The 25002-nt window shown below is 69.9% G+C and carries 17 protein-coding genes; 7 read left to right on the top strand and 10 right to left on the bottom strand.

The genetic code is table 11. The annotated features are described in order from the left end of the window. Positions 1-322: 322 nt before the first annotated feature. A complete protein-coding gene (locus ACZ5IK_RS26580; protein WP_465490148.1) occupies positions 323-1381 on the top strand; it encodes a S1 family peptidase in 1059 nt (352 codons plus the stop codon). On the opposite strand, the gene ACZ5IK_RS26575 is transcribed toward ACZ5IK_RS26580, so the two are convergent. Further along, positions 1371-2306: a LysR family transcriptional regulator gene (locus tag ACZ5IK_RS26575; RefSeq protein ID WP_465490147.1), complete on the bottom strand. Its 936-nt coding sequence runs from the start codon at positions 2304-2306 to the stop codon at positions 1371-1373. The genes ACZ5IK_RS26580 and ACZ5IK_RS26575 overlap by 11 nt on opposite strands. An 80-nt stretch (positions 2307-2386) precedes the next feature. Here ACZ5IK_RS26575 and ACZ5IK_RS26570 point away from each other — a divergent pair, with 80 nt between their 5' ends. Next, a complete protein-coding gene (locus ACZ5IK_RS26570; protein ID WP_101608389.1) occupies positions 2387-2767 on the top strand; it encodes a hypothetical protein in 381 nt (126 codons plus the stop codon). Next, positions 2764-4332 (top strand): multicopper oxidase family protein, encoded by a 1569-nt coding sequence (locus ACZ5IK_RS26565; protein WP_465490146.1) that lies wholly within the window; start codon positions 2764-2766, stop codon positions 4330-4332. The genes ACZ5IK_RS26570 and ACZ5IK_RS26565 overlap by 4 nt, the downstream gene beginning before the upstream one ends. Positions 4333-4401: 69 nt before the next feature. Here the strand turns inward: ACZ5IK_RS26565 and ACZ5IK_RS26560 are convergent, their stop codons facing one another. The 4 genes from ACZ5IK_RS26560 to ACZ5IK_RS26545 all read right to left on the bottom strand — a co-directional run bounded on the left by ACZ5IK_RS26560 (position 4402) and on the right by ACZ5IK_RS26545 (position 9625). After that, complete coding sequence (locus ACZ5IK_RS26560) at positions 4402-4605, bottom strand: hypothetical protein (RefSeq protein ID WP_465490145.1); 204 nt, start codon at positions 4603-4605, stop codon at positions 4402-4404. 187 nt (positions 4606-4792) lie between these two features. Beyond that, a complete protein-coding gene (locus tag ACZ5IK_RS26555) occupies positions 4793-5530 on the bottom strand; it encodes a fumarylacetoacetate hydrolase family protein (RefSeq protein ID WP_465490144.1) in 738 nt (245 codons plus the stop codon). Continuing rightward, a complete protein-coding gene (locus tag ACZ5IK_RS26550) occupies positions 5530-8448 on the bottom strand; it encodes an FAD-binding and (Fe-S)-binding domain-containing protein (RefSeq protein ID WP_465490143.1) in 2919 nt (972 codons plus the stop codon). The genes ACZ5IK_RS26555 and ACZ5IK_RS26550 overlap by 1 nt, the downstream gene beginning before the upstream one ends. A 10-nt stretch (positions 8449-8458) precedes the next feature. Beyond that, on the bottom strand, positions 8459-9625 hold the full coding sequence (locus ACZ5IK_RS26545; RefSeq protein ID WP_465490142.1) for a pyridoxal-phosphate-dependent aminotransferase family protein: 1167 nt from the start codon (positions 9623-9625) through the stop codon (positions 8459-8461). 152 nt (positions 9626-9777) lie between these two features. Between ACZ5IK_RS26545 and ACZ5IK_RS26540 the strand changes: the two genes are divergently transcribed. Further along, positions 9778-11127 carry an SLC13 family permease gene (locus ACZ5IK_RS26540; protein WP_465490141.1) on the top strand — a complete coding sequence of 450 codons (1350 nt, stop codon included), beginning with the start codon at positions 9778-9780 and terminating at the stop codon, positions 11125-11127. Positions 11128-11173: 46 nt separating this feature from the next. Here the strand turns inward: ACZ5IK_RS26540 and ACZ5IK_RS26535 are convergent, their stop codons facing one another. After that, on the bottom strand, positions 11174-11935 hold the full coding sequence (locus ACZ5IK_RS26535; RefSeq protein ID WP_465490140.1) for a GntR family transcriptional regulator: 762 nt from the start codon (positions 11933-11935) through the stop codon (positions 11174-11176). A gap of 113 nt (positions 11936-12048) precedes the next feature. Here ACZ5IK_RS26535 and ACZ5IK_RS26530 point away from each other — a divergent pair, with 113 nt between their 5' ends. The 3 genes from ACZ5IK_RS26530 to ACZ5IK_RS26520 are packed head-to-tail and all read left to right on the top strand — an operon-like array spanning position 12049 to position 13995. Next, positions 12049-12402, top strand: coding sequence for a RidA family protein (locus ACZ5IK_RS26530; RefSeq protein WP_465490139.1), 354 nt, complete (start codon positions 12049-12051; stop codon positions 12400-12402). After that, positions 12395-13039 (top strand): helix-turn-helix transcriptional regulator, encoded by a 645-nt coding sequence (locus ACZ5IK_RS26525; protein WP_465490138.1) that lies wholly within the window; start codon positions 12395-12397, stop codon positions 13037-13039. Before ACZ5IK_RS26530 ends, ACZ5IK_RS26525 begins: the two co-directional genes overlap by 8 nt. After that, on the top strand, positions 13036-13995 hold the full coding sequence (locus ACZ5IK_RS26520) for a pyridoxal-phosphate dependent enzyme (protein ID WP_465490137.1): 960 nt from the start codon (positions 13036-13038) through the stop codon (positions 13993-13995). Before ACZ5IK_RS26525 ends, ACZ5IK_RS26520 begins: the two co-directional genes overlap by 4 nt. 147 nt (positions 13996-14142) lie before the next feature. On the opposite strand, the gene ACZ5IK_RS26515 is transcribed toward ACZ5IK_RS26520, so the two are convergent. Genes ACZ5IK_RS26515 through ACZ5IK_RS26500 form a run of 4 tightly spaced genes read right to left on the bottom strand, consistent with a single transcriptional unit; the run spans position 14143 to position 24917 of the window. Continuing rightward, positions 14143-15120 carry an alpha/beta hydrolase gene (locus ACZ5IK_RS26515; RefSeq protein WP_465490136.1) on the bottom strand — a complete coding sequence of 326 codons (978 nt, stop codon included), beginning with the start codon at positions 15118-15120 and terminating at the stop codon, positions 14143-14145. Between the two features lie 13 nt (positions 15121-15133). Further along, the gene (locus tag ACZ5IK_RS26510) at positions 15134-16717 is read right to left on the bottom strand and encodes an acyl-CoA carboxylase subunit beta (RefSeq protein ID WP_465490135.1); all 1584 of its coding nucleotides are present in this window, start codon (positions 16715-16717) and stop codon (positions 15134-15136) included. Further along, positions 16714-23160 (bottom strand): SDR family NAD(P)-dependent oxidoreductase, encoded by a 6447-nt coding sequence (locus ACZ5IK_RS26505; RefSeq protein WP_465490134.1) that lies wholly within the window; start codon positions 23158-23160, stop codon positions 16714-16716. Before ACZ5IK_RS26505 ends, ACZ5IK_RS26510 begins: the two co-directional genes overlap by 4 nt. Next, positions 23157-24917 (bottom strand): fatty acyl-AMP ligase, encoded by a 1761-nt coding sequence (locus tag ACZ5IK_RS26500; RefSeq protein WP_465490133.1) that lies wholly within the window; start codon positions 24915-24917, stop codon positions 23157-23159. Before ACZ5IK_RS26500 ends, ACZ5IK_RS26505 begins: the two co-directional genes overlap by 4 nt. Positions 24918-25002: the final 85 nt, after the last annotated feature.

Genomic DNA, 25002 nt, shown 5'->3' with positions numbered 1-25002 from the left:
CCTTCACGGATCGGTGGCGCGGAGAACGGTCTCTAGGCCGGGCGTGTGATCACATCGGTGTTACGGCGCCGTTTGCTGTGCGCGAATAGGTCGGTAGGCCGATCGGTGCGATACCTATCTTTCTTCCTGTCCAACGAAAGTCGGTACCCCGCACCGGTCGGCACGATCACCATGATCGAGACCGGATCACCGGTGCCGGGCCATCTTGGCCGTGCCCGGCCACCCACCGCGTCCAGCGCGGCCACCCTTCGCGCTGGATCCTCCCTCGCGAAAGTGAGTTCCCGGTATGCGCACAAACCCCTTAGCCCGTACCGCCACCACCATGGTGGCCGCAGCCGCGGTCATCGGCTTCCTCGCCCCGTCCACGGCCACCGCCACCACCATCGAGGGCTACTCCCCCACCGTGCAGAGTGAAGCGGTGACGTCCCTCGCTTCGGACGCCGGGGTCAGCCAGGCCGCCGCCACGAACTTCCTGCGGGCGCAGACGGCAGCAGCCGAAACGGTGCAGAAGGTCACCGCCTCCCTCGGTTCCCGTGCCGCCGACGGCTACCTCGACGACTCCGCCAGGCCCGTGGTGAACGTGCTGGACCAGGCCGCCGCGGACCAGGTGACCGCGACCGGCGCGCAGGCCCGCGTGGTCAAGCACTCCAGCGCGGCGCTTTCGAGCGCGCAGAACGCCTTGCAGGCGCTGCCCACGGTCACGCACACGTCGATCGGCCTCGACCCGAAGACCAACCAGGTAGTACTGACCGTGTCCGACGCCGCAAAGGGCTCCGAGGCCCTCGTGAAGGCCGCCGAAGCCCTCGGTGACCGGGTCCGCGTGGAGCGGACCACCGGCGAGATGCACACCGCCATCTACAACGGTGAGGCCATCACCGGCGGCGGCACCCGCTGCTCGGTCGGGTTCAACACCAACAAGGGCGGCCAGAACTACATCCTCGACGCCGGTCACTGCACCCGCGCGGTTTCGCAGTGGAACGTCGGGCCGTCGCAGGGTGCCAGCTTCCCGAACAACGACTACGGCCTGATCCGCAACACCTCCGGCAGCGGCCCCGGCGCGGTGACCCTGTGGAACGGTTCGACCCAGAAGATCGCCTCCGCCGGTGCCGCGACCGTCGGGCAGCGGATCAGCAAGAGCGGCAGCACCACCCGCCTCACCTCGGGATCGGTGCAGCGGCTGAACGTCACCGTGAACTACGCCGAAGGCTCGGTGTACCAGCTGATCCAGACCAACGCGCTGGTCAACCCCGGTGACTCGGGCGGTTGCCTGTTCTCCGGGAGCATCGGCCTGGGCATCACCTCCGGCAAGGGCAGCGGGACCTCGTACTTCCAGCCGATCGGCGAGGCCCTGAGCGCCTACAGCGTCACGCTCAACCCGTAACACCTCCCGAAGCCGGGTCCAGGTCGGTTCGACCGGGCCCGGCTTCGGCCTGTTCGCGGAAGTGTTCGACAGTGTGATCCCGAAAGCGTTGGGCGGCCGCGGAAAGGTAGGTGTCCTCGCGCCACGCGACGCTGAGCACGCGACGGCATTCGGGGTCGTCGACGTCGAGCCAGACCACCGTCGGGCTGATGGCGGACCGCAGCCCGACGGAAGGCACGAACGCGATGCCGAGACCGGCGTCGACGAGCTGGAAGAGCACTGCGGCTTCGTCGCCCTCACAGACGATGCGGAGTTCGAGACCGGCCTTCGCGAAAAGGTGATCGGCGAGCGCGCGCTGCCAGTAGCCGGGCCGCGTGGTGAGGAACGGCTCGCCCTCGAGATCCGTGAGGCCGACGCGACCGCGTCCCGCGAGCCGGTGACCGGACGGCACACACAGCTTCACGGGTTCGTCGAGCAGCACTCGGCTGCGAATGTCGTTACCGGACAAGGGTTGCGACGTGACGCACAGGTCGGCGTCGCCAGACCGCAGCTTCTCCGCCATGCCTTCCGCCGATGCCTGGGACAGCCGCACGTCCACCAGCGGATGACCGGGAATGAAGGTGCGAAGCGGTTCGGTGAGGACGAGCAGGCTTTCGGCCGCGACGGTGACCGCGCCGCGTTCCAGCCCGGCGGCGTCGTCGAGTTCCTGCCGGGCGTCGTCGAGTTCGGCCAGTACCCGGTCGACGCGGCGGAGGAACGCGGCGCCGAACCGGTTGAGCCGGATCCGGCGGCCGTGCCGGTCGAACAAGGGGACACCGAGGTCGTGCTCCAGCCGCGCCAACGTCCGGCTGAGCGAAGGCTGCGCGACACGCAGCTTCTCGGCGGCACGGCCGACGTGTTCGAGCCGGGCGACCGTCTGGAAGTACCGGAGCGCCAGAAGATCCACTGCTGATGCCTCGCCTGTTATGAACAGATAGCCGATCTTGTCTTGGACAGCATAAGGCCCCGGCTCTTACGTTCGTTCGCGTGAGTGGAACCGTGACTACCCGAAGCCGGACGCTGGTGGTGAACCGGGTGCTCGTGAGCGCCCACGCCGTCGCGATCATCGGCCAGCCGGTGTTCGCCGGCGGCTATCTCGGCGGCGACTACGACATGCTCTGGCTGCACAAGTGGGGCGCCGACGCCGTGTCGTACCTGGCGTACGCCCAGATTCTGGCGGCACTGGTGCTGTGGCTGGTCCGCGGGCCGCGCTGGCTGTTCTGGGTCAGCCTGCTGCTCGCGGCGGGCGAGACCGCGCAGTACCTCGCCGGGATGGCGGGCGCGCTCGACCTGCACATCCCTCTCGGCGTCGCCCTCGTCACCGGAGTGGTGCTGACGACCATCGGGATCTGGCGGGTGGACCGATGAGCCGCGGGCTTCCCCGCCGGACGTTCCTCGGGCTCGCCGGCGGAGCGGGTGTCCTCCTCGCCGCGGGGCTCACCGCTCCCCGGCTGCTCGCGCAGGGTTCGCCGGGCACCGGCGAGTTGCTGCGTAGCGGGCTCCCCCTGCCGGAAGCGTTCCGGGTACCGCTGCCGATCCCGCCGGTCTCGCGTCCACAAAGGACGGCGGACGCCGATCACCACACGATCACCCAGCGGGCCGCGACGGCCGAGATCCTCCCGGGCGTCGCGACCCCGATCTGGGGCTATGACGGGATCTTCCCCGGCCCGACGATCGAATCGCGGCGGGACCGGACCGCCGTGGTCCACCATCGCAACGAACTTCCCGTCCCGACCGTCGTCCACCTGCACGGCGGGCACACGCCCGCCGACTCCGACGGTTACCCGACCGACCTCGTCCTGCCGCTGTCCGGCTGGGACGCGGGCCATGCCGGGCACGGCATGGCCGATGCCCGCGCCCAGGTCTCGAACGGCTCGCGTGACTACGTTTTCCCGTTGCGGCAACGGGCCGCGACCCTCTGGTACCACGACCATCGCATGGACTTCACCGGTCCCGCCGTGTACCGGGGCCTCGCCGGTTTCCATCTCATCCGCGACGACGAGGAAGAGTCACTGGGACTGCCGTCCGGGGAGCGCGAACTGCCGCTGATGATCGCCGACCGCTCCTTCGACGAGCACGGCGCCTTCGCGTATCCGTCTCTCGACCGGACGCTGCGGACCACGCCGGGGGTGGAAAGTGCTTACGTGGAGGGCGTTTTCGGTGACGTGATCCTCGTCAACGGCGCGCCGTGGCCGGTACACGAGGTGGCGGCCGTGCGATACCGCCTCCGGGTCCTCAACGCCTCCAACGCCCGCCGCTACGACCTGGCACTGGACCCGCCACCGCCCGGAGGGGGCGGGTTCGTCCAGATCGGCGCCGACCAAGGCCTCCTCGACGCGCCGCGCGAACACGACCATCTGCCCATCGGCCCTGCGGAACGGTACGACCTCGTCGTCGACTTCGGCCGGTATCCGGTCGGGACCGAAGTCACCCTGGTGAACCGGCTCGGCACCGGCTCGACCGCTCAGGTCATGCGGTTCGTCGTCGCCCGCCGCGCGCCGGACGAAAGCCGGGTTCCGGCGAAGCTGGGCGAAATCCCGCCGCTCACTCGCGAGCAGGCCACGACCACGCGCGAGTTCTCGTTCCGTGCTGGGACCGTCCACGGACGAGAGGGCTGGGTGATCGGCGGGGAACCGTTCTCGCCGGACCTGATGTCGGCGAGCCCGCGCCTCGGCGAGGCGGAGATCTGGCGGTTCGTCGCCGACATCCATCACCCCGTGCATCTGCACCTGGTGGGGTTCCGGATCCTTTCACGCGGCGGACGCCCGCCGGGACCGTTCGACGGTGGCATCAAGGACACCGTCGATCTGAGTCCCGGCGAGTCGGTCGAGGTTATCGCCCGCTTCGACGGCTATCGCGGCCGCTACGTCTTCCACTGCCACAACGCCGAACACGAGGACATGGCGATGATGGCGAACTTCGAAGTGGTCTGACGGATGTCAGGAAAGGGGCTTTCAAGACGTTTTTCGTCCTGAAAGCCCCTTTCCTGACACGCCTGAGGCTCAGCCCACGCCGAGCAGCGTCGCGAGCGCCTGGACCAGCGACGCCGAGAGACCGGCGATGGTGCTGTCGAGGTACTCGGCGATCGGCGTCAGCTCCGCCGCGGAGGCCGAGCCACCGAAGACGGCGAGCATCGGCACCGCCAGCAGGCCGGTGGCCAGACCGCGCTTCGTCCACCGGCGGGTGGTGCTTCGGGTGTCGCTCATGGTGTTCGTCCTCTCGGCTGGGGATGTGCGGACAGGGGACCGCACGCCGAGGAGGATGTCCTGATCATCGAAGGCCGGACAAGGCATGTCACCGCCATTTGATGATCATGAAACAGCCGTCGCTCGTTCGAGTGAAGCCCGTTAACCTCGACGACTACCCGCGAGTAACACGCAGTTCACGACGCCCTCAGCGGACCGGGCTGGTCAGCTCGCCGATCCCCTCGATGGCCACGGTGACCTCGTCCCCCGGCTTCATCGGCCCGACACCGGCCGGGCTGCCGGTGAGCACGACGTCGCCGGGGCGCAAGGTGAACCAGCGGGTCACCCACGCGAGGATCTCGGGCACGCCGAAGATCATCTCCCTGGTACTGGACCGCTGGACGGTCCGGTCGTTGATCCGGGTGGTCACCGCGAGGTCTCCGTTCTCGATGTCGGTGGTGATCCAGGGCCCGAGCGGCAGGAACGTGTCGGCGCTCTTGGCCCGCGCCCACTGGCCGTCGGCCCGCCAGTCGTGCGCGGTGACGTCGTTGGCGCAGGTGTAGCCGAGGATGTGCTCGGCGGCGTCCTCGACGGTCAGATTCCGCGCGGTCTTGCCGATCACCACCGCCAGTTCGCCCTCGTACTCCAGGCGTTCGACCTCGGGCGGGTGCAGGATCGGCTGCCCAGGGCCGGTGACGGCGTTGGGCGCCTTAAGGAAAAGCGCCGGCTGTTCCGGCCAGGGACGGCCCTTTTCCTTCAGCTGGCAGGCGTAGTTGCTGCCGACGCAGACGATCGTGCGCGGATCGCACGGCGCGAGCAGCCGGACACCGGACAACGGGCCGACGATCTCGCCGGGACCGGTGATCGGGTCGTAGGCGCGGACGACCTCGCCTTCGACGCACCCCGTCCGGGCGGTTCCCTCGGTATCGAAGCGAATCAGGCGCATCACGAACCACCAAGCGCCTCGCGGACGAGTTCGAGCGGATGCCACGCCGTCCGGCCCGCTCCGTGGAAGATCTGCTGGCGGCACGAAACCCCGGTGGCGGCGACCAGCGTCTCCTCCGGTTCCTTTTCCAGCGTCGGGAAAAGGCGGTCACGGCCGACGGCCATCGAGGTCTCGTAGTGCTCGGCCTCGAAGCCGAATGAACCCGCCATCCCGCAACATCCGGAGTCGATCTCGGCGACCTCCAACCCCGGGATACGGCGCAGGAGCGCCATCGTGGCGGCGGTGCCGACCTCCGCCTTCTGATGGCAGTGGCCGTGGAAGACCACGCGCCGCCCGCTGAGCCACGATCGCTCCGGCAGTTTCAGCCTGCCGTCGTCAATCGCCTCGACGAGCAACTCCTCGACCTGCCGGACTCGTTCCTTGACCTGCTGTGCTTCGGGAAGTTCCGGCAGCAGCGCCAAAGTCTCGTCCCGCAGGGTGAACACGCACGACGGCTCGCATCCGACGATCGGCGATCCGGGTTCGGTGTCGCGGGCCAGCGACGTGACCAAGCCGGTGGCCTTCTTCTTGGCGTCGTCGAGCAGGCCCTTGGACAGGCTCGACCGCCCGCAGCAGCCGCCGGAAGCGAGTTCCACCGCCCAGCCCGCGTTTTCGAGCAACTCGATGGCCGCCTTGCCGATCTGCGGTTCGGTGAAGGTGGTGAAGGAGTCGGCCAGCCAGTTCACCGTGCCCGCCGTCCCAGGGGCCGTGGTACGACGGCGGTTCCAGCGCACGAGGTTGTCCCGGACGAACTTCGGCAGCGGGCGTTCGGCCTTGATCCCGACGGTCCGCTCCATCACCTTGCGCAGCAAGCCGATCCGGCCGGGCACATTGGACAGTGGCGCGGTGGCCGAGCCCATCCGGTTGAGGAACCGGATCGAGCCGAAGATCCGCGACCTCAGCGGGGTGCCGTGCTCCTCGTGATGCTGGTAGAGCGTCTCGGCCTTGAGCGACGCCATGTCGACGCTCATCGGGCATTCGCTCTTGCAGGCCTTGCACATCAGGCACAGGTCGAGGATCTCGTTGAGCCGCTCCCCGCCGAGCGCGGCCTTCGGGTCCGGCTCGGAGAGCGCCTTGACCAAGGCGTTGGCGCGGCCGCGCGTGGAGTGCTCCTCCTGCAGGGTGACCTGGTAGGACGGGCACATCACGCCGGCGGTGGTCTTGCGGCACAGCCCGATGTTCATGCAACGGTCGGCGGCGTCCCGCATCCCGCCTCCGCCGATGACCTCGAACGACAGCATGGTCCGCAACGGCGGCGCGGGCGGCAGGGCGTCGCGGTCGCGCAGGTTGTCGGTCATCGGGGGCGCGTCGACGATCTTGCCGGGGTTCATCGTGCCCGCGGGGTCGAACAGCTTCTTGACCTGGCGCATGGCTTCGTAGAGTTCGTCGCCGAAGATCTCGCGGTTGAACTCCGAGCGGGCGAGGCCGTCGTCGTGCTCGGACGAGTTCACACCGCCGAATTCGGCGACGAGGTCCTTGATCTTCTCCGCGACGACGCGCATCGTGTCGACCTGCGCGGGGTCGGTGAGGTCGACGAACGGCCGGATGTGCAGGCAGCCGACCGAACAGTGGCCGTAGAACCCGGCTTCTAGCCGGTGCTCGTCGAGGATCCCCTTGAACCGCGCGGTGTACTCCGCCAGGTGCTCGGGGTCGACGGCGGTGTCCTCGATGAACGCCAGCGGCCGTTTCGTGCCCTCGCCCGCCGCCATCAGCAATCCGAGGCTGGACTTGCGCACCTTGAGCAGCGCCGCCTGCTCGGCGGCCGTGACCAGCTTGAGCGTGTGGTAGCCGTGCCCGTCGCGCTCCCAGAGTTCGGCGACCTCGTCGAGTTTCGCCGCCAGGACGGTCTCGTCGTCACCGGAGAAGGACACGAACAGCAGCGCCGCCGGGTCACCGACGAGATGGTTGCCGAGATCGGCGTACTCGATCTTCTCCCGCGACAGGTCGAGGATGGTCTTGTCCATCAGTTCGACCTGATGCGGCTCGCAGCTGAGCGCGTCGAGCGTGGCCGAGATCGCGCCGTGTGTGGTGTCGAAATGCCCGACCGCGTAGACGGTCTTCTTCGGCTTGGGCACCAGATCGACTTCGATCCGGGTGGCCAGCACGAGGGTGCCTTCGGCGCCGACCACGAATTTGGCCAGGTCGAAGGGATTGCCGTCGCCGTATCCGGAGATGCGGTCGAGCCGGTAGCCGCAGGCGCGCCGCCAGAACACCGGCATACCCTTGGCGATGGCGTCCTCGTGCGCGGTGACGAGTTCGGGCAGTTCGCGGTAGATGCGGCCTTCCAGGGTGTCCGCCTCGGCACGCCGCACGCGTTCGGTCTCGCTCACCGGTTCCAGGCGGGCGGTGGAGCCGTCGGCGAGGACGACGTCCAGCGCGCGGATGTGGTCGATGGTCATGCCGAAGGTCAGCGACCCGGAACCCGCCGAGTTGTTGCCGACCATCCCGCCGATGGTGGCGCGGTTGCTGGTGGAGGTGTCCGGCCCGAACATCAGCCCGTGGGCGGCCGCCGCCATGTTCAGCTGGTCCTGGACGACACCGGGTTCGACGATGGCGGTGCGCGCGACGGGATCGAGATCGATGATCCGGTTCATGTACCGGGAGAGGTCCAGCACCAGTCCGGGGCCGACGGTCTGCCCGGCGAGGCTGGTGCCCGCCCCGCGCGGGACGACGGGCACGCCGAACTCCGCCGCGGTGGCGACGGCCGCGGCGACGTCCTCGTGATCGAGGGGGAACACGACGCCACGCGGCATGATCGAGTACATGCTCGCGTCGCGGGAGAACAGGTGGCGCGTGTAGTCGTCGAAGGCGACTTCACCCTTGATCCGCGCGGACAGCGCGTCTTCGAGCGGGTTGGTGCGGGTCAGTTCGGCTGTCATCGGCGGGTCCTCAGTCGTTCTGCAGCAGTTCGAGGGCGTCCTGCAGCCCGCGTGGATCGGCGGGGACACCGGCGAGCGTGAGTCCCATTTGGACACCGGCGAGGGTGCCGGCGAGCGTGAGGTCGTTGAACGCGCCGAGATGCCCGATCCGGAAGATCTTCCCGGCGAGTTTGCCCAGTCCCGCGCCCAACGACATGTCGAACCGGTCGAGGATGATCGCGCGGACCTTGTCGGCGTCGACGTCTTCGGGGACCAGGACCGCGGTCAGTGAACCGGAATGTTCACGCTCGTCCTGGCAGAGGACCTCCAGCCCCCAGCCGCGCACGGCGGCTCGCGTGGCGGCGGCGTGCCGGGCGTGGCGCGCGAAGACGTTCTCGAGACCCTCGTCGTAGAGCAGGCGCAAGGCTTCCCGCAGGCCGTACATGAGGTTGGTGTTGGGCGTGTAGGGGAAGAAGCCGCGCTCGTTCGCGGTGAGCATCGGGCCCCAGTCCCAGAAGATCTTCGGCAGGCACGCGGTTTTGGCGGCGTTGAGGGCCTTGTCGCTGATCGCGTTGAAACTCATGCCCGGCGGGAGCATGAGGCCCTTCTGCGAGCCCGCGACGGTGACGTCGACCCCCCATTCGTCGTGCCGGTAGTCGATCGACCCCAGCGACGAGATGGTGTCGACCAGCAGCAACGCGGGATGTTCGGCGGCGTCGATCGCGGCGCGGATCTCCGGCACCCGGCTGGTGACGCCGGTGGAGGTCTCGTTGTGGACCACGCAGGCCGCCTTGATCCGGTGCGCGGTGTCGGCGGCGAGCCGCTCGGCGACCACCTCGGGATCGGCACCGTGCCGCCAGTCCCCCGGCACGAAGTCGACGTGCAGCCCGAGGCCCCGCGCCATGTCCTGCCACAGCGTGGCGAAGTGACCGGTCTCGAAGGCGAGCACGGTGTCACCGGGGCTGAGCGTGTTGGTCAGGGCCGCCTCCCACGCGCCGGTCCCGGTGGCGGGGTAGACGACCACCGGGTTCGTGGTGCCGAAGACGGGCTTGATGTCGTGCAGCAGTTGCTTGGCCAGCTCTTGGAACTCGGGTCCGCGGTGGTCGATGGTGGCCGCCGACATCGCCCGGAGCACCACGTCCGGGACGTTCGTCGGGCCCGGGATCTGCAGGAAGTGACGTCCGGCTGCGTATGTCATGTGCGCCTCCACGCTCGGCATCGAGATGTTCCACAGAGCGAAACCTTGGTCTCGCTGCTTGAAAGGTATACCGTGTACCGAACTCCGTCGAGGGGGTACCGGCACCAACTTCAAGTCCCTGGATGTGTCAGCGCCGACCGCAGAGGATTCAGATGTCCATACAACTCGTCACAGTCGTGGCGCTCGCCCTGGTGTTCCTGATCGCGACCGTGCTCCCCGTCCACATGGGAGCGCTGGCGTTCGTCGCGGCGTTCGTGATCGGCACGGCGTTCGTCGGGGAAAGCACCGACGACATCGTTTCGGGGTTCCCCGGCGATCTCTTCATCATCCTGGTCGGGGTGACGCTGCTGTTCGCGATAGCCAAAGGCAACGGCACCGTCGACCGGCTGGTGCACCTGGTGGTGCGCGCCGTCGGCGGGCAGATCGCCCTGATCCCCTGGGTGATGTTCGTGGTCACCGCGACCTTGACCGCGGTCGGCGCGGTGGTGCCCGCCGCCGTGGCGATCATCGCCCCGATCGGCATGGGTTTCGCCCGCCGCTACTCGATCAACCCGATGCTGATGGGCCTGTTGATCATCAATGGCGCCAGCGCGGGCGGCTTCTCCCCCATCAGCATTTTCGGCAGCATCGTCAACGGCGTCGTCGCGCGCGACAACCTGCCGAGCAATCCGGGGCTGTTGTTCGCATCTTCCTTCGTCTTCAACCTGCTGCTGAGTGTCATCGTGTTCTTCCTTTTCGGCGGCCGCGAACTGATCCGCCGATCTTCGGCCGCCAAGACCGAGGTGGTCGCCCAGCCCGCCGCGGCGCTCGCACTCAGCGGCGCTTCGGCAGGCGCGACCATGACCGAAATCCCGGCGCCGTCGCCTTCCAGCGGCGGAACCGATGAACCTGAGGAGCGTCTTCCGCTCACTCGCGACCACGTGTTCACCCTGATCGGACTGGCGGCACTCGCGGTCGGCGCGCTGGTGTTCAAACTCGACGTCGGGTTCACCGCGCTGACCGTGGCGACGGTGCTATCGCTGGTCTCGCCGGGTTCGGCGAAGGCGGCCGTCAGTGAGGTGGCGTGGCCGACGGTGCTGTTGATCTGCGGGATCGTCACGTTCGTCTCGCTGATGGAACGGGTCGGCACGATCGACTGGCTGGGCAACCTGGTGACGCGGATCGGTTCACCCCTGCTCGCCGCGATCCTCATCTGCGCGATCGGCGCGGTGGTTTCGGCGTTCGCGTCGACGACGGGGATCCTCGGCGCGCTCATCCCGCTCGCGGTGCCGTTCCTGCTGCCGGGCGAGGTCGGCGCGGTGAGCATGATCATCGCGCTGGCCATCTCGTCTTCGGTCGTCGACTCATCGCCGTTCTCGACCAGCGGCGCCCTCGTCGTGGCCAACGCGCCGGCCGGTCAGAACGACAAGACGTTCCGGGGACTGATGATCTGGGGATTCAGCATGTGCGCGATCGCGCCCATCACGACCTGGCTGCTGTTCATCCTGCCCGGCTGGGGCTGAGATACCTCCACATCGGACGGTCTGCCGAGACCGTCCGATGTGGACCTCAGCGGGATCGTCGGTCGGCCAGCCACTGCTCGGATTCGGGGCTGCCGCCGTCGAGCTGATCGACCACCGCGTCGAGGAAACTGCCGTGCCCGTGGGCGGCCAGCGCCTTCAAGACCGCCTCGGGATCGCCCTCCTCGATGACGGCGAGCAGTTCGCGATGCCTCTCGACGTTCTGCATCAGCGATTCGCCGTCGCGGCGGGCACTGCGGTTGAGCGCCATGCACAGCTGCATCTGCAGGGAAAGGGCGCGATACGCCTCGGTGACACGCTCGTGCCCGGCCAGCGCCACGATCGACTGATGGAAGTCGTACTTGCGCTGTGTGAAGACACCCTCGTCACCGTCGAGGCCGGCCTGCTCGAAGGCGGCCAAGGCGTTCCGGCAGGCCTGCAGCCGCTCCGGCGAACGGACCGGGATCCCGATCCGGACGGCGAAGGCTTCGAGCTCTTCGCGCAGGGTGATGATTTCGTACACGTCGTGCCGGGTCAGGGGGCGGACGATGACACCGCGCCGAGGATGGGGCACGACGAGCCCCTCGAAAGCCAAGACCTGCAACGCTTCGCGCAGCGGCGGACGGGAAACGCCGAGCCGCTCGGTGAGTTTGGCTTCGACCAGCCGTGTGCCGGGCGGGAGTTCGCCGGAAAGGATCATCGCGCGCAGCGCCTGGGTGGCCAGATCGGCCATACTCGGCGGTGCGACGATCCGGCCGTCTTCGTGCCGCACCACGTCAGCCGAAGCCGCGGTCGTCGAACTCGTGGTCATCGAGACCCCCTCCCTTTCCGTATACGGTATATCAATCACTTTCCCCTTGCGTGAGCGGTACGTCACTTTTCGCTCGCTTGGACTTTTAGTCCAAGGCTTATACAGTCAGTCTCGTGACCAACGAGCATCCGTATCCCCCGGCCTTCCGCAGCGGCGACCTGGTTTCCGTGTCGGGACGGCTCGGCGTGACCGAGACCGGCGACCTGGTGCCCGGCGGATTCGACGCCGAATGCCCGCGGGCCTTCGCCAATCTCGACGCCGCGCTGAGTTCGGTGGGCGCGAGCCGGGCCGACGTGGTGAAGGTCGTCGTCTACCTGATCGACATCGTCGACCGCGACGGCCTCAACCGCGTCTACGAAGAGTTTTTCGCCGAGCCGCGGCCCGCCCGCACGTGCGTCGGCGTCGCGTCGCTGCCCTACGGCGGCGCTGTCGAAGTCGAGGCCCTCGCCCGGGTACGCGATGTCTGAGCAGGACGCGATCCTCGACGCGCTCGCGCCGGTCGCCGACGGCATCGCGGCGACACTCGGCTCGTTCTGCGAGGTCGTCGTGCACGACTTCCGGCGTCCGGAGAAGTCCGTGGTGGCGATCGCCGGTTCGGTCACCGATCGCAGCGTGGGCGGGTCGATGAGCGAGATCGGCATGGGCCTGCTCGCCCGCGGTGACGAGGCCGAAGACGAACTGAACTACGTCACCCGGACGGCGTCTGGGAAACTGGTGAAGTCTTCGACCATGCTGCTGCGCGACAGCGGCGGCTCGGTGTTCGGCGCGCTGTGCGTGAACCTCGACGTCACCGCGCTGGGCCAGCTGCGGACCCTGGTCGGCGAACTCGCCGACGTCGGCACCGCCACCGAAACGCCGACGACCACCTTCGGCGACGACGTCGACGCGGTGGTGGACGCGATCGTCGACGAGCATCAGCTGCGCCTGAACAAACCCTGGGCCGCGCTCAGCCGCGAAGAACGCCTCGACCTGTTCCGCAGCCTGCACGCGCGCGGCGTCTTCGCCGTGCGGCGGGCGGTGCCGCAGGTCGCGGCGCGGATCGGCATCTCGCGCGCGTCCGCCTACAACTATCTCTCCGAAATCCGTGATCAAGGAGCATCATGACCGCCCCCGTGACCATCGACGACATCCGTGACGCCGCCGCCCGCCTGGCAGGCGTCGCGCACCGGACCCCTGTCGTGCGTTCCCGCACCCTCGACGACCGCGTCGGCGCCGAGGTCTTCGTCAAATGCGAGAACCTCCAGCGCGTCGGGGCCTTCAAGTTCCGCGGCGCGTACAACGCCGCCTCCCGGCTCTCGCCGGAGCAGCTGGCCAAGGGCATCGCCGCCTACTCCTCGGGCAACCACGCCCAGGCCGTCGCGCTCGCCGCGCGGGAACTCGGGAGCAGCGCGGTCATCCTGATCCCGGAGGACACCCCGCAGTCCAAAAAGGACGCCACCGCGGGCTACGGCGCCGAGATCGTCACCTACGACCGCTACACCGGCGACCGCGTCGCGATCGGTGAAGCGCTGGCGGCCGAACGCGGCCTGGCGCTCATCCCGCCGTACGAGCACCCGCACGTGATCGCCGGTCAGGGCACTGCGGCACTGGAACTGCTGGAGGAGGCCGGTTCGCTGGAGACCCTGGTCGTCCCGATCGGCGGCGGCGGCCTGATCGCGGGCAGCTCGACCGCCGCGAAGGCCGTCCAGCCCGGCATCCGCGTCGTCGGCGTGGAACCCGAGGCGGGCGACGACACCAAACGCTCGCTGGAAGCGGGCGAACGCGTCTCGATCCCGGTCCCCCGGACGATCGCCGACGGCCAGGCCGCCGAGATCCCCGGCGAGCTGACCTTCTCGATCAACCGGAAACTCGTCGACGACATCGCGCTGGTCACCGACGACGCGATCCGGGACGCGATGCGGTTCGCGTTCGAGCGGCTGAAGCTCGTCATCGAGCCGAGCGGGGCGACCGGTCTCGCCGCGCTGCTCAGCGGTCAGGTGCCGGTGTCGGGCCGGGTCGGGGTGATCATCAGCGGTGGGAACGTCAGCCCGGAACGCTTCGCGGAACTGATCGCACGCTGACAGCGGCGGTCACCCGGCATGCGACCCCCACTGGTGGCGTTGCGAAAGCCACTTTCGCGACATCTGATGTCCCGAAAGTGGCTTTCGCGACACCCGAAGCCGACAAGGGGGTGGGCAAGCAGCCACGCCATGCTCGGGAGCGCCCGATCAGAGGCCGAGTCCGCCGGCCAGTACCGGCCAGGAGTTGCGCAACGCCCGTTGCCAGTAGGGCCAGCTGTGGGTCCCGTCGCCGTAATAATCGACGGTCACCGGAATCCCCTTGGACTTCAGCCGATCCGTGAAACTCACGGAAGAAGTCAGCGCCGCCGGTTCGAAGAAGTCGGACTGCCCCGGCGGATCGAGCGGGCCGGTCTTCCCGGTTCCGCACGAGACGTAGAGTGCCGTGCCGCGCAGGTCGTCGACGTGATCGAAGGGGTTGTTCGCCGTCCACAGCGGCCGCATCCCCCAGCTGTCCCCCCAGAGTTCGAGGTAGTTGAAGATCCCCGCGCGGGCCAGGATTCCCTGGATGAACAGGGGCGCTCCCTGATTCAGCGTGTTCGGCACACCGCTGTACGACGCCGCCGCGGCGAACATTCCCTTGTGCTTGAACGAATACGCGAGCGCGCCGTAGCCGCCGATCGACAGTCCGGCGATCGCCCGGCGCGTGCCCGCCCGGTATCCGCGTTCGACGATCTGCCGTACTTCCAAGGTGTGGAAGGTGTCCCAATCGGGCGTGCTCTTGAGCCCGAAGTTCCACCACTTCGTGTACATCCCGGCGGGTCCGCCGGTCGGCATGACGACGAGGGCGTCCTTGTCCGCGGTGAACGCCTTGGCGTCGGTGAACTGGTCCCACGACCGGTAGTCGACCGGTTCGCAGCAGCCGTGCAGCAGGTACAGCGCGGGCCAGGTCCGGGTGGGTTGCGCGGCCCAGCCGGTCGGGACGAACAGGCGGACCATGCCGGTGGTGCCGAGCGCGGGCGAGCTGATCTTGAGGTCGACCGTGCGCGCGTCCAGCCAGGTCTCCTCGACGACCTTCGCGCCGTTGTCCGCGGTGGCCCGCGTCGGGGCCGCGCTCGCGGGGATCGAGCTGCCCAGCAAGGCGACCATGGACAACACCAGCAGCCCCCACCGCCACGTTCGGTTCATCGCTTCTCCTTGCTCACAAAGGGATGTTTCCGTGCTTCTTGGCCGGGAGGGTCTGTCGTTTGGTCCGCAGCGCGCGCAGCGCCCTCGACACTTGCAGGCGGGTCTGCGACGGCGCGATGACCTGGTCGACGTAGCCGCGTTCCGCGGCGAGGTACGGGTTCGAATGCCGTTTGCGGTACGCCTCGGTGAGCCGCCGTTGTTCGACGGACCGCTGTTCCGGTGGCAGCGCGGCCAGTTCGCGCCGGTGCAGCACCCGCACCGCGCCCTCTGCGCCCATCACCGCGATCTCCGCGGTGGGCCAGGCCAGGTTGACGTCCGCGCCGAGATGCTTCGAGCCCATCACCGCGTAGCCGCCGCCGTAGGCCTTGCGGATCACGACGGTCACCTTCGGCACGGTCGCTTCGGCGTAGGCGTAGATCAGTTTGGCGCCGCGGCGGATGATGCCGTGCCGTTCCTGGTCCGCGCCGGGCAGATAACCGGGGACGTCGGCGAGGGTCAGGATCGGGATGTTGAAGGCGTCGCAGAACCGCACGAACCGCGCGGCCTTCTCCGAGGCGTCGATGTCGATCACGCCCGCCTGATGCCGCGGCTGGTTGGCGACGACGCCGACCGTGCGGCCCTGCACCCGGCCGAACGCGCAGATCATGTTGGGCGCGAAGGCGCTGTGCACCTCGGTGAACTCGCCGTCGTCGACGAGGCGGAGGATCACCTCGGCCATGTCGTAGGCCTGGTTCAGCGAATCGGGAATCAGCCTGTCGAGTTCGAGATCGGCGACGGTGAGTTCGGGGGCGGTCTCGTCGGCGTAGTCCGGGACGGGGTCGAGGTTGTTGGACGGCAGGTAGCCGAGCAGGGTCTGCACCCAGTCGATCGCATCCTGTTCGCCGACGGCCCGGTGGTGGGCGTTGCCGGAGATCTCGCTGTTCACCGCGGCGCCGCCGAGCTGCTGGGCGGTGACCCGCTCGCCGCTGACGGCGTGCACGACGTCCGGCCCGGTGACGAACATGTGCGCGGTCTCGTCGACCATCACCGTGAAGTCGGTGATCGCCGGCGAGTAGACCGCGCCGCCGGCGCAGGGGCCCATGATCAGCGAGATCTGCGGGATGACGCCGGAGGCCAGCGCGTTGCGCCTGCCGAGTTCGGCGTAGTAGGCCAGTGAGACGACGCCTTCCTGGATCCGGGCGCCGCCGGAATCGTTGATCCCGACCACCGGGCAGCCCAGCGTCATCGCCAGATCCATCACCTTGAGGACCTTCTCGCCGAAGACTTCGCCCATGCTGCCGCCGAACACGGTGAAGTCCTGCGAGAACACGCAGATCTGCCTGCCGTCGACGGTGCCGTGCCCGGTCACCACGCCGTCGCCGTAGGGCCGGTTGGCGTCCATCCCGAATTCGGTGCACCGGTGCCGGGCGAACTGGTCGAGTTCGACGAAGGAACCCGGGTCCAGCAACAGGTCGATGCGTTCGCGCGCGGTCAGCTTGCCCTTGGCGTGCTGCCGGTCGACAGCTCGCTTCTCGGCGATCCGGACGGCTTCCTCTTGGCGGGCGGCGAGATCGGCGATCCGGAACGCCGTCGTCGGAGCGAACGGGACGTCGGTCATGGCCGCGCCGCCCTCGGTGCCGCGAGCCGGGCCGTGAGCGCCGCGGCGACCACCTCGACGTGTGGCGGATCGATCATCGACAGGTGGTCGCCCGGGACCCGCACGACCTCGAGGTCGGCGCAGAAGGCGTCCCAGCCGAGGGCGTCGTCGGTGCGCAGGTAGCGCGGGTCGAGGGTGGTGGTCAGCGGATGCGGCTCCTGCGCGCGCATCAGCAGCACCGGCCCGGCGTACGGTTCCGGGTGGTAGCGCTCGGCCACCCGCGCGTCCACATAGGACTCGTACTGGTGCCGAAGCACTCCTTGCCCCATCCCGGGCACCCGCACGGCCAGTCTGCTGATCACCAGCCGGATCTGGTCGTCGTCGCCGAGCTTGACGAGCTCTTCGCGCGGGATGTCCAGCGGCACGCCGTAGGTCTGCTCGACGTGCTCGGCGAACCGGTCGAATCGCTCCAGCAGGATCTCGTGTGCCGGTTTCCCCGGAGCGGGCAGCGGCAGGATGCTGTCGATCATGAACACGACGTCGACCCGCTCCCCCGCCTCGGTCAGCCGCCGGGCCGTCTCGTAGGCCAGGCAACCGCCGAACGACCAGCCGCCCAGCCGGTACGGGCCCCGTGGCTGGATTTCGCGGATCAGCTCGAGATAGCACTCCGCCTTGCCCTCGACGGTGTCCTCGTCGTCGATCCGTTCGAGCCCATAGACGGGCCTGCCCTCCGGCAGCAGCCGGACGAGCCCGTTGTAGACGCTGGTCGGGCCACCGGCCGGATGGAACAGGAACACCGGATCGGTACCGCCTTCGCGCAGCGGACGGACGGGGCAGCCTCCGCGTCCCTCGATCCGGTCACGCAAAAGGTCGGCCATCGCGGCGATGGTCGGCGTGGCGAAAAGCCGGTCGGGGACGGCTCCGAGCTGCCCGGCGAACACCTCGCGCAACCGCTCGGCGGCGTCGCTGTCGCCACCCGCGTCGAAGAAGTCTTCGTGGACACCGGGTTCCGCACCGCCCAGCTCGGCCTGCCAGTGCCGGGCGACCCAGCGTTCGGCCGGATCACGGGGCCCGACCACCACGTTCGGGACTGCGGACCGCGGAGCCGCCCCGCCGAATCCGGCCTCTTCGGCGAGATGGTCGGCGAGTTCGGCGAGGCTGGCACCGCGCAACAGCAACGGAATCGGGAGCGGCAGGCCGAAATCGCGTTCCACGACACCTCTCGCGCGCATGGCGGTGAGGGAATCCAAGCCGAGCCGGGTGAGCGCGACGTGCCTGTCGATCTCGTCCGCGGCGAGGCCGAGCATTCCGGCGACGAGCCCGGCCAGGTAGTCGGCGAGCATCTCGCGGGCGGCTTCCGGCAGGACCGCCCGCAGCGCGTCCAGTCCGTCCCAAGTGGATGGTCCGGCGGCCGGTTCCTCGCCAGGTACCAGGATTTCGAAGAATGGGCGTCCGGCCAGCCGCGGGAACAGGGCCAGTACGGTTCCCGCGTCGACGCGGGCGATCCCGGTCGTCCCGCGATCACGCGCCAGCACGGCGTCCATCGCGGACAGGGCCTCCTCCGTACCGAGTGGTTCGAGCACCGGGTTGCGGCTGCCGACGGCCGCTCCGGCCTCACCCCAGGCTCCCCAGCCGATGGTCGCCGCCGGGAGCCGGGCGGCCCGTCTCCACTCGACGAGCGCGTCGACCCAGGCGTTCGCGGTGGCGTAGGCGGCTTGACCCGGCGACCCGAACAACGCGGCCGCCGACGAGTACGCCAGCCACCAGTCGAGCTCGTGCCCGGTGGTCGCCTCGTGCAACCGCCACGCTCCCAGGGCTTTCGCCCGCCAGACCGCCTCGACGGCCTCGGTCCCGAGGGTGATGGCGGCGCCGTCGGACAGCACACCGGCCGCGTGCAGCACGCCTCGCAGGGGCAGACCGCCTTCCGTGGCCGCCGCGACCACCGCTTCGGCCGTCCCCGGTTCGGCGATGTCGCCCGCGACGACACGGACGTCGGCGCCCAGTTCACGCAAATCCGCCAGTATCGGTTCGACATCGGCGCTCGCACCGCGACGTCCGGAGAGGACCAGCCTGCTCGCGCCGCGTCCCGCCAGCCACTCCGCCGCGACCAGGCCGAGGCCGCCCAGACCGCCGGTGATCACGTAGGCACCGTCGCGCACCACGGTTTCGCGAACGGGATCGCCGAGTTCCGGCCGGTCCAGTTGCCGCGTGTAGCGGACGCCTTCGCGCCAAGCGATCTCGTCGTCCGGCGCGTCCGCGCGGATCTCCGCCACCAGCCTGCCGACCCACAGCCGGGCGGGATCGGGCTCGGCGTCGAAGTCGACCTGGCTCGCACGCAGCTCGGGATGTTCAAAGGCGAGGACCCGGACCAGGCCGCGCAGGCAGGCCTGGCCGGGATCACCACACTCGCCGGGCTCGACGGCCGACGCGCCCGCGCTGACCAGCCACAAACGCGGGGCGGACGCCGCTTCGGCCAGTTCGGCGAGGACACCGGAGAGCATGGCGACCGCTCGCGCGGCACGCATCGGGTCGAGATCGTCCGCGGTGGGGACGCACGCGAGGACGCCTGTCACGTCGCGCGATCGCAGGAGTTCCGCCAGCGCGGCGCGGTCTCCGAGCGGGGCCGTCACCAGCTCGTCCCCGAACTCGGCGAGCTTGTCGCGCAGCGCCGTCAGCCAAGGCGCGTCGTCGTGCAGGACGAGCCAGCTGCGAGTGTCCGGTTCCGCCGTCGGCAGCTCGACCTGCCTCCAGACCGTCTCGAACAGCAGGTCCGTCATCGGCACCGGCAGCGCCGAACGCTGGAACCGGCGGCAATAGACCTCGCGGAACTCGACCAGCACGACGTCGTCGGCGTCGACCAGCTGGACGCTGCCGACCAGGCCGTCACCCCCCGGATCGAGCGAGTCGAGGACGGCGTCGACGCGGACACCGCGGCGTGGGTCGCCGGCGAGGACGACCTCGCCCAAGGTCAGCGGCAGGAAGACGCCGTCGGCTTCGCGCAGCGTGTCCCCTCCGGCCGCGGCCAGCGCGTGCAGGCAGGCGTCGGCGATCACCGGGTGCAGGAGGTAGGCCGGGTGGTCGGCGGGCATCGTGATCGACGCCGAAGCCCGGCCTGGCGCCGCCAGAACCCCGCGCAGCCCGCGGAAGGCAGGACCGTAGCTCTGCCCCATCCCGGCGAGCACCTGGTAGAGGTCGACAGGCCGGGCATCGTCCGCGACAGCCCCGAACGGCACCACCGCGGTCTCCCCGTCACGGACGCGGGCGGTGGCGTGCCGGATCCAGCCGCCGTGCGCGGACCGGGCGTAGACGTCCACTTCGGACTGTCCGGAGCCGGTGCTGAGACTGGTCGTCACCTCGGTGTGCGCGGCGAGCGGGAGCACCCGGTGCAGTTCGAGGCCGCCGACGCGAAGCTGCCCGCCGGGCCTCAGGACCGCCTTGGCCGCCGCGAGCGCCAGCTCCAGGAAACCGGCGGCGGGGAACAACGGGACCCCCATCGCCGCGTGGTCGGCCAGCCACGGCAGCACCGCGGTCCCGACGTCGGCCCGCCACAGGTGACCGCCGCCGGTCGGCTGTTCGATGTGGACACCCAGCAACGGATGCGCGCCACCGGATCCGGGCCGGGAGGCCGGGCGCCGGGGCCAGAACCGCTGGTGGCGCCAGCGCGGGCCGGGCAGCGCCACCGGGACCGGACGGGGGCCGCGGGCGTCGAGCACACCGGGCAGTCCGAGCGTGTGGAGCCGGGCGAGCGTGGTCAGGAACGCCTTCCGCTCGTCGACTTTGCGGCTCGCCGAAGGCAGCGCCAGCGCCCCGGTGCTCTGCTCGATCGCGGCCAGCGCCACCGGATGCGGCGAGATCTCGACGAACACGCCGTATCCGTCGGCGGTCGCGGCCGCGAGTGCCTGGCTGAATCGCACCGGACGGCGCAGGTTCGCCGCCCAGTACTCGACGTCGAACACCGGTGTCCGCTGCGGATCGTCGAGAACACTGCTGTAGCAAGGGATTTCAGCGGGCCGCGGCGAGAGCCCGCCGAGCTCGGCACGGAACCGGCCGAGGACGGCGTCGACAGCCTCCGAATGGCCCGCGCCCCCGACCGGCAGCCGCTTCGCCAGCCTGCCGAGGCTCTCGACGTGCGAGACCAGCGCCTCGACCTGCTCCGCGCCGCCACTGACGGTGCACTGGACCGGCGAGGCGTAGACCGCGACGGTGATCCCGGGGAACTCCGCTTCCAGCTCGGCCAGTTCGGCCGGGGACAGCTCGACCACGGCCATCGCGCCGTCACCGGCCGCGTCCACCTCCGCGAGCAGCCGGGCCCGCGTGGCCATCACGCGCAGGCCGCCGGCGACGCCCAGGGCGCCGGCGACGACGGCGGCCGCCACCTCGCCCATCGAATGCCCGAGCACCACGGCCGGGACGACGCCGTGCGCACGCCAAAGTCCGGCGAGAGCGAGCTGCATGCCGAACAACGCGAGTTGTGTCGCGCCGAGGTCCGGGAGGTCGCGCTCGCCGGAAAGCACCTCGCGCAGAGAGAATCCGGCCTCGGCTTGGAAGACGGGATCGAGTGCCTCCACCTCCGCGCGGAAAGCGGATTCGGTGCTCAGCAGGCGGCGGCCCATCCCTGGCCACTGGGAGCCGTAGCCGGAGAAGACGAACACGACGCCGAGCACGGGCCCGGTCTCCACCGCGGTCATCTCCCGCAGCGCGGCGGCGACCTGGCCGCGTTCCCCGGCGACCACCGCGCCGCGCACCGGCAGATGGTCCCGGCTCCGCGCCAGCGTCGCGGCGACCGTGTCCAGCGGCACCGCGGCGTTGGCCGGGTCTTCGAGCCAGTCCGCCAGATCGGCGGCCCGCGCGCGGAGCGTTTCGGCCGACCCTGCCGACAGCGCGAACACCCGCGGGCCTTCGGTTTCGGTCCCGCGGGCGGCGAACGACGCGGCGGGCCACTCTTCGAGGACGACATGGGCGTTGGTGCCACCGAAGCCGAACGCGGAGATCCCGGCGCGCGCGACGCCGGAGTACCGCGGCCAATCCGTCCCGGTACCGACCACCCGCAGGCCGAGACCGGTGAAGTCGATATGCGGGCTGGGTTCGCGATGGTGCGGGGTCGTCGGCAGCCGCCGGTGGACCATGGCGAGGACGACCTTGATCAGCCCGGCGATCCCCGCCGCACCTTCGAGATGACCCAGGTTGCCCTTCACCGAGCCGATCAGGAGCGGGCGGCCGGGTTCGCGGCCGGCTCCGAGCACCTCGCCGAGCGCGACGGCTTCGATCGGATCCCCCAGCTCGGTACCGGTCCCGTGCGCCTCCACGTAGTCCACAGAGGACGGTTCGACGCCCGCCGCGGCGTAGGCGTCCCGCAACAGCGCGGCCTGCGCGCCGGGGCTGGGCGCGACGAGGCCGTTGGACCGGCCGTCGGAGTTCACCGCGCTGCCGCGGATCACCGCGAGCACCCGGTCCCCCGCGCGGCGAGCGGCCTTGAGCGGTTTGAGCACGATCACGCCGCAGCCCTCGCCGCGGGCGATGCCGTCGGCGGCGGCGTCGAACGGTTTGCAGTGACCGTCGGGGGCGAGCACCCCGGCACGCTGGAAGGTCGCGGTGACCGCGGGTGAGAGCAGCAGGTTCACCCCGGCGGCGAGCGCGGTCCCGCATTCTCCGCGACGCAGGCTCTGCACCGCCTGATGCACCGCCACCAGCGAAGACGAGCAGGCGGTGTCGAGCGTGAGGCTGGGACCGCGCAGGTCGAACAGGTACGAAAGCCGGTTGGCGGCGATGCTCGTCGCGGCTCCGGTGGCGGACCAGACGTCGACGGCGGTGGCGTCGGCCATCGTCAGGTGGCCGTACTCACCGGCCGAGAGCCCGACGAACACCCCCGTCCGCGTTCCCCGCAGGCTCGACGGCGGGATCCCGGCGTGTTCCAACGCCGCCCAGGCGACCTCGAGCAGCATCCGCTGCTGGGGGTCCATCGCTTCGGCCTCACCCGGCGTGATGCCGAAGAACCCGGCGTCGAAACCGGCGATGTCGTCGTCGAGGAATCCACCCCGGCCTGGCACCCAGTCGAAGTCGTCGCCGAACGCCTCCCACCGGTCTTCGGGGACGTCGCGGATGCCGTCGCGCCCGGCGTCGAGGAAGCGCCAGTACCGCTCCGGGGATCCGGCCCCGCCGGGCAGACGGCAGCCGACCCCGACGATGGCGATCGGCTCCTCCTCCCGGCCTTCCACGGTCGCCACGGTGTCACCGTCCGTTGTGGACAGACGCTCGGCGAGGGCAGCGATCGTCGGGTACTGCCACACCAGGGTCGGTGCCAGCGGGCGGCCCAGGTACCGGCCCAAATCCGCGGCCAGCTCCATCGACTCCCGTGAGGAAAGCCCGCTTTCGTGCAGCGGACGGTCCGGGTCGACCTGGTCCGCGGGCAGCCCGGTCCGCTCCGACACCCGCGCGACGAGCCAGGCGCGGATCTCCGCGGTCACCCGAGCCGCCGTGCGGTGAGCGCACCGTCCAGATAGGACTTCCGGCACAGCGCCCGGCTGATCTTGCCGCTGGAGGTGCGCGGGACTTCGCCCGGGGCGAGGAAGACGACGTCATGCGGGCGCAGCCCGTGCGCGGCCGAGAGCGCTCTTCGGATCTCCGCGGCCGCCACGGTGACATCGGCGTCGATCGCCTTGGCCCGTTCCAGCACCACGACCGCCGCCTCGCCGTCTCCGTGGTCGATCGCGAAGACCGCGGCGGAATGCGGCCGGACCGCGGGATGGGTCTCCACGGTCTGTTCGAGGTCCTGCGGGTAGTGGTTGCGGCCGTCGACGATGACGAGGTCCTTCAGCCTGCCGGTCATGAACAGCTCACCGCCGTGGCGCACGCCGAGGTCCCCGGTCGCCAGCCAGCCCGCGCCGGACTCGGGATCGATCGGCGGCAGGCCGAAGACGGCGGCGGATTCGCCGGGCCGTCCCCAGTAGCCCACGCCGATGTTCGGGCCGTTGACCTGGATCTCCCCCACCCTGCCCGGTTCGACGAGCGCGCCGGTGACCGGATCGGCGATGCGGATCCGCTGGCCCGCCGGGAATCCGCAGGAGACGAGTGTGGTGGACGGCGCGCCGGGGGCGGCGGGGATCGCGATCCCGGCGGCGAGCCGCTCGCGGTCGAAGGTGACCTGCCGCGGCGCCTCGCCCGCCTCGGTGACGGCGACGAGCACGGTGGCCTCGGCCAGCCCGTAGGAGGAACGGTGCACTTCGGGACGCAGCCCACAGTCCTCGAAGGCGTCGTGGAATTTCGCGATGGTCGCGGGCAGCACCGGCTCGCTTCCGTTGATCAGCGAGACGACCCGGCTCAGTTCGAGGTAGCTCTTCTCGTCCTCGGTCACGCGGGAAGCGCTGTAGGCGTAGGCGAAGTTGGGCGCCGCGCTGATCGCGCCGGGGCTGGCCGTGAGCGCGCGCAGCCACCGTGACGGGCGTTCGAGGAACGCGAGCGGATCCATCAGCACCGAGGCGGCGCCCGCGGCCATCGGCGCGCCGATGCCGAGGATCAGGCCCATGTCGTGGAAGAGCGGCAGCCAGCTGACGGTGGACGTCGTCCCGGTTTCGATCGCGTAGGCGTCGCAGGCCTGGCGGGCGTTCGTGAGCGCGTTGCGGTGGGTCAGCATCACGCCCGCCGGGGTCCGCGTCGAACCGGACGTGTACTGCAGGTACGCCAGTCCGTCCGGTTCCGGTCGCGGCCAGGAACGTTCACCGGCCGCGACCGGGGCTGAGGTGTCGACGGCGAGCACCGCGGGGCGCTCGATGTCCGTCGAGGCGAGGAAACCGGAGACGTCGTCGATTCCGTCGGCGGTGGTGAGCACGATCCGGGGCTCGCAGTCGGCGAGCACGGCGGCCAGCCTGCCCGCGTGCCCGGGGAGGTCCGGGGCGAACAGTGGGACCGCGACCAGCCCGGCCCGGATCGCGCCGAGGAAAGCGACAACGTAGTCCGCGGACTGCCGCGCCAGGATCGCCGCCCGTTCCCCCGGGGCGGAGAAGGCGGCCAGCCGGGTGGCGAGGACATCGACCCGGTCGTCGAGTTCGCGCCACGAGAGACTGATCGCCCGGCCGTCCGCGCCGGCACGGTGGTCGAGGTAGGTCACGGCGATCTCGTCGCCGAGCCGCCGCGCCCAGTACTCCAGCAGGGTCGCGAACGACTCCCCGCCGGGAGCGTGATCCCGCCCGTGGGCGGCGACGACCGTTTCCGAAATGGTTTCCATAGCCCCTCGTTTGACGACGTGAGCAGGAGCAGGTGAATTCTGAACGGCACCGTTGCCGAAAGCGGATTCCATTCCGGAGACCGTT

The sequence above is a fragment of the Amycolatopsis sp. NPDC031561 genome (assembly GCF_055580625.1).
This window is presented reverse-complemented; position numbering and strand designations above follow the sequence as displayed.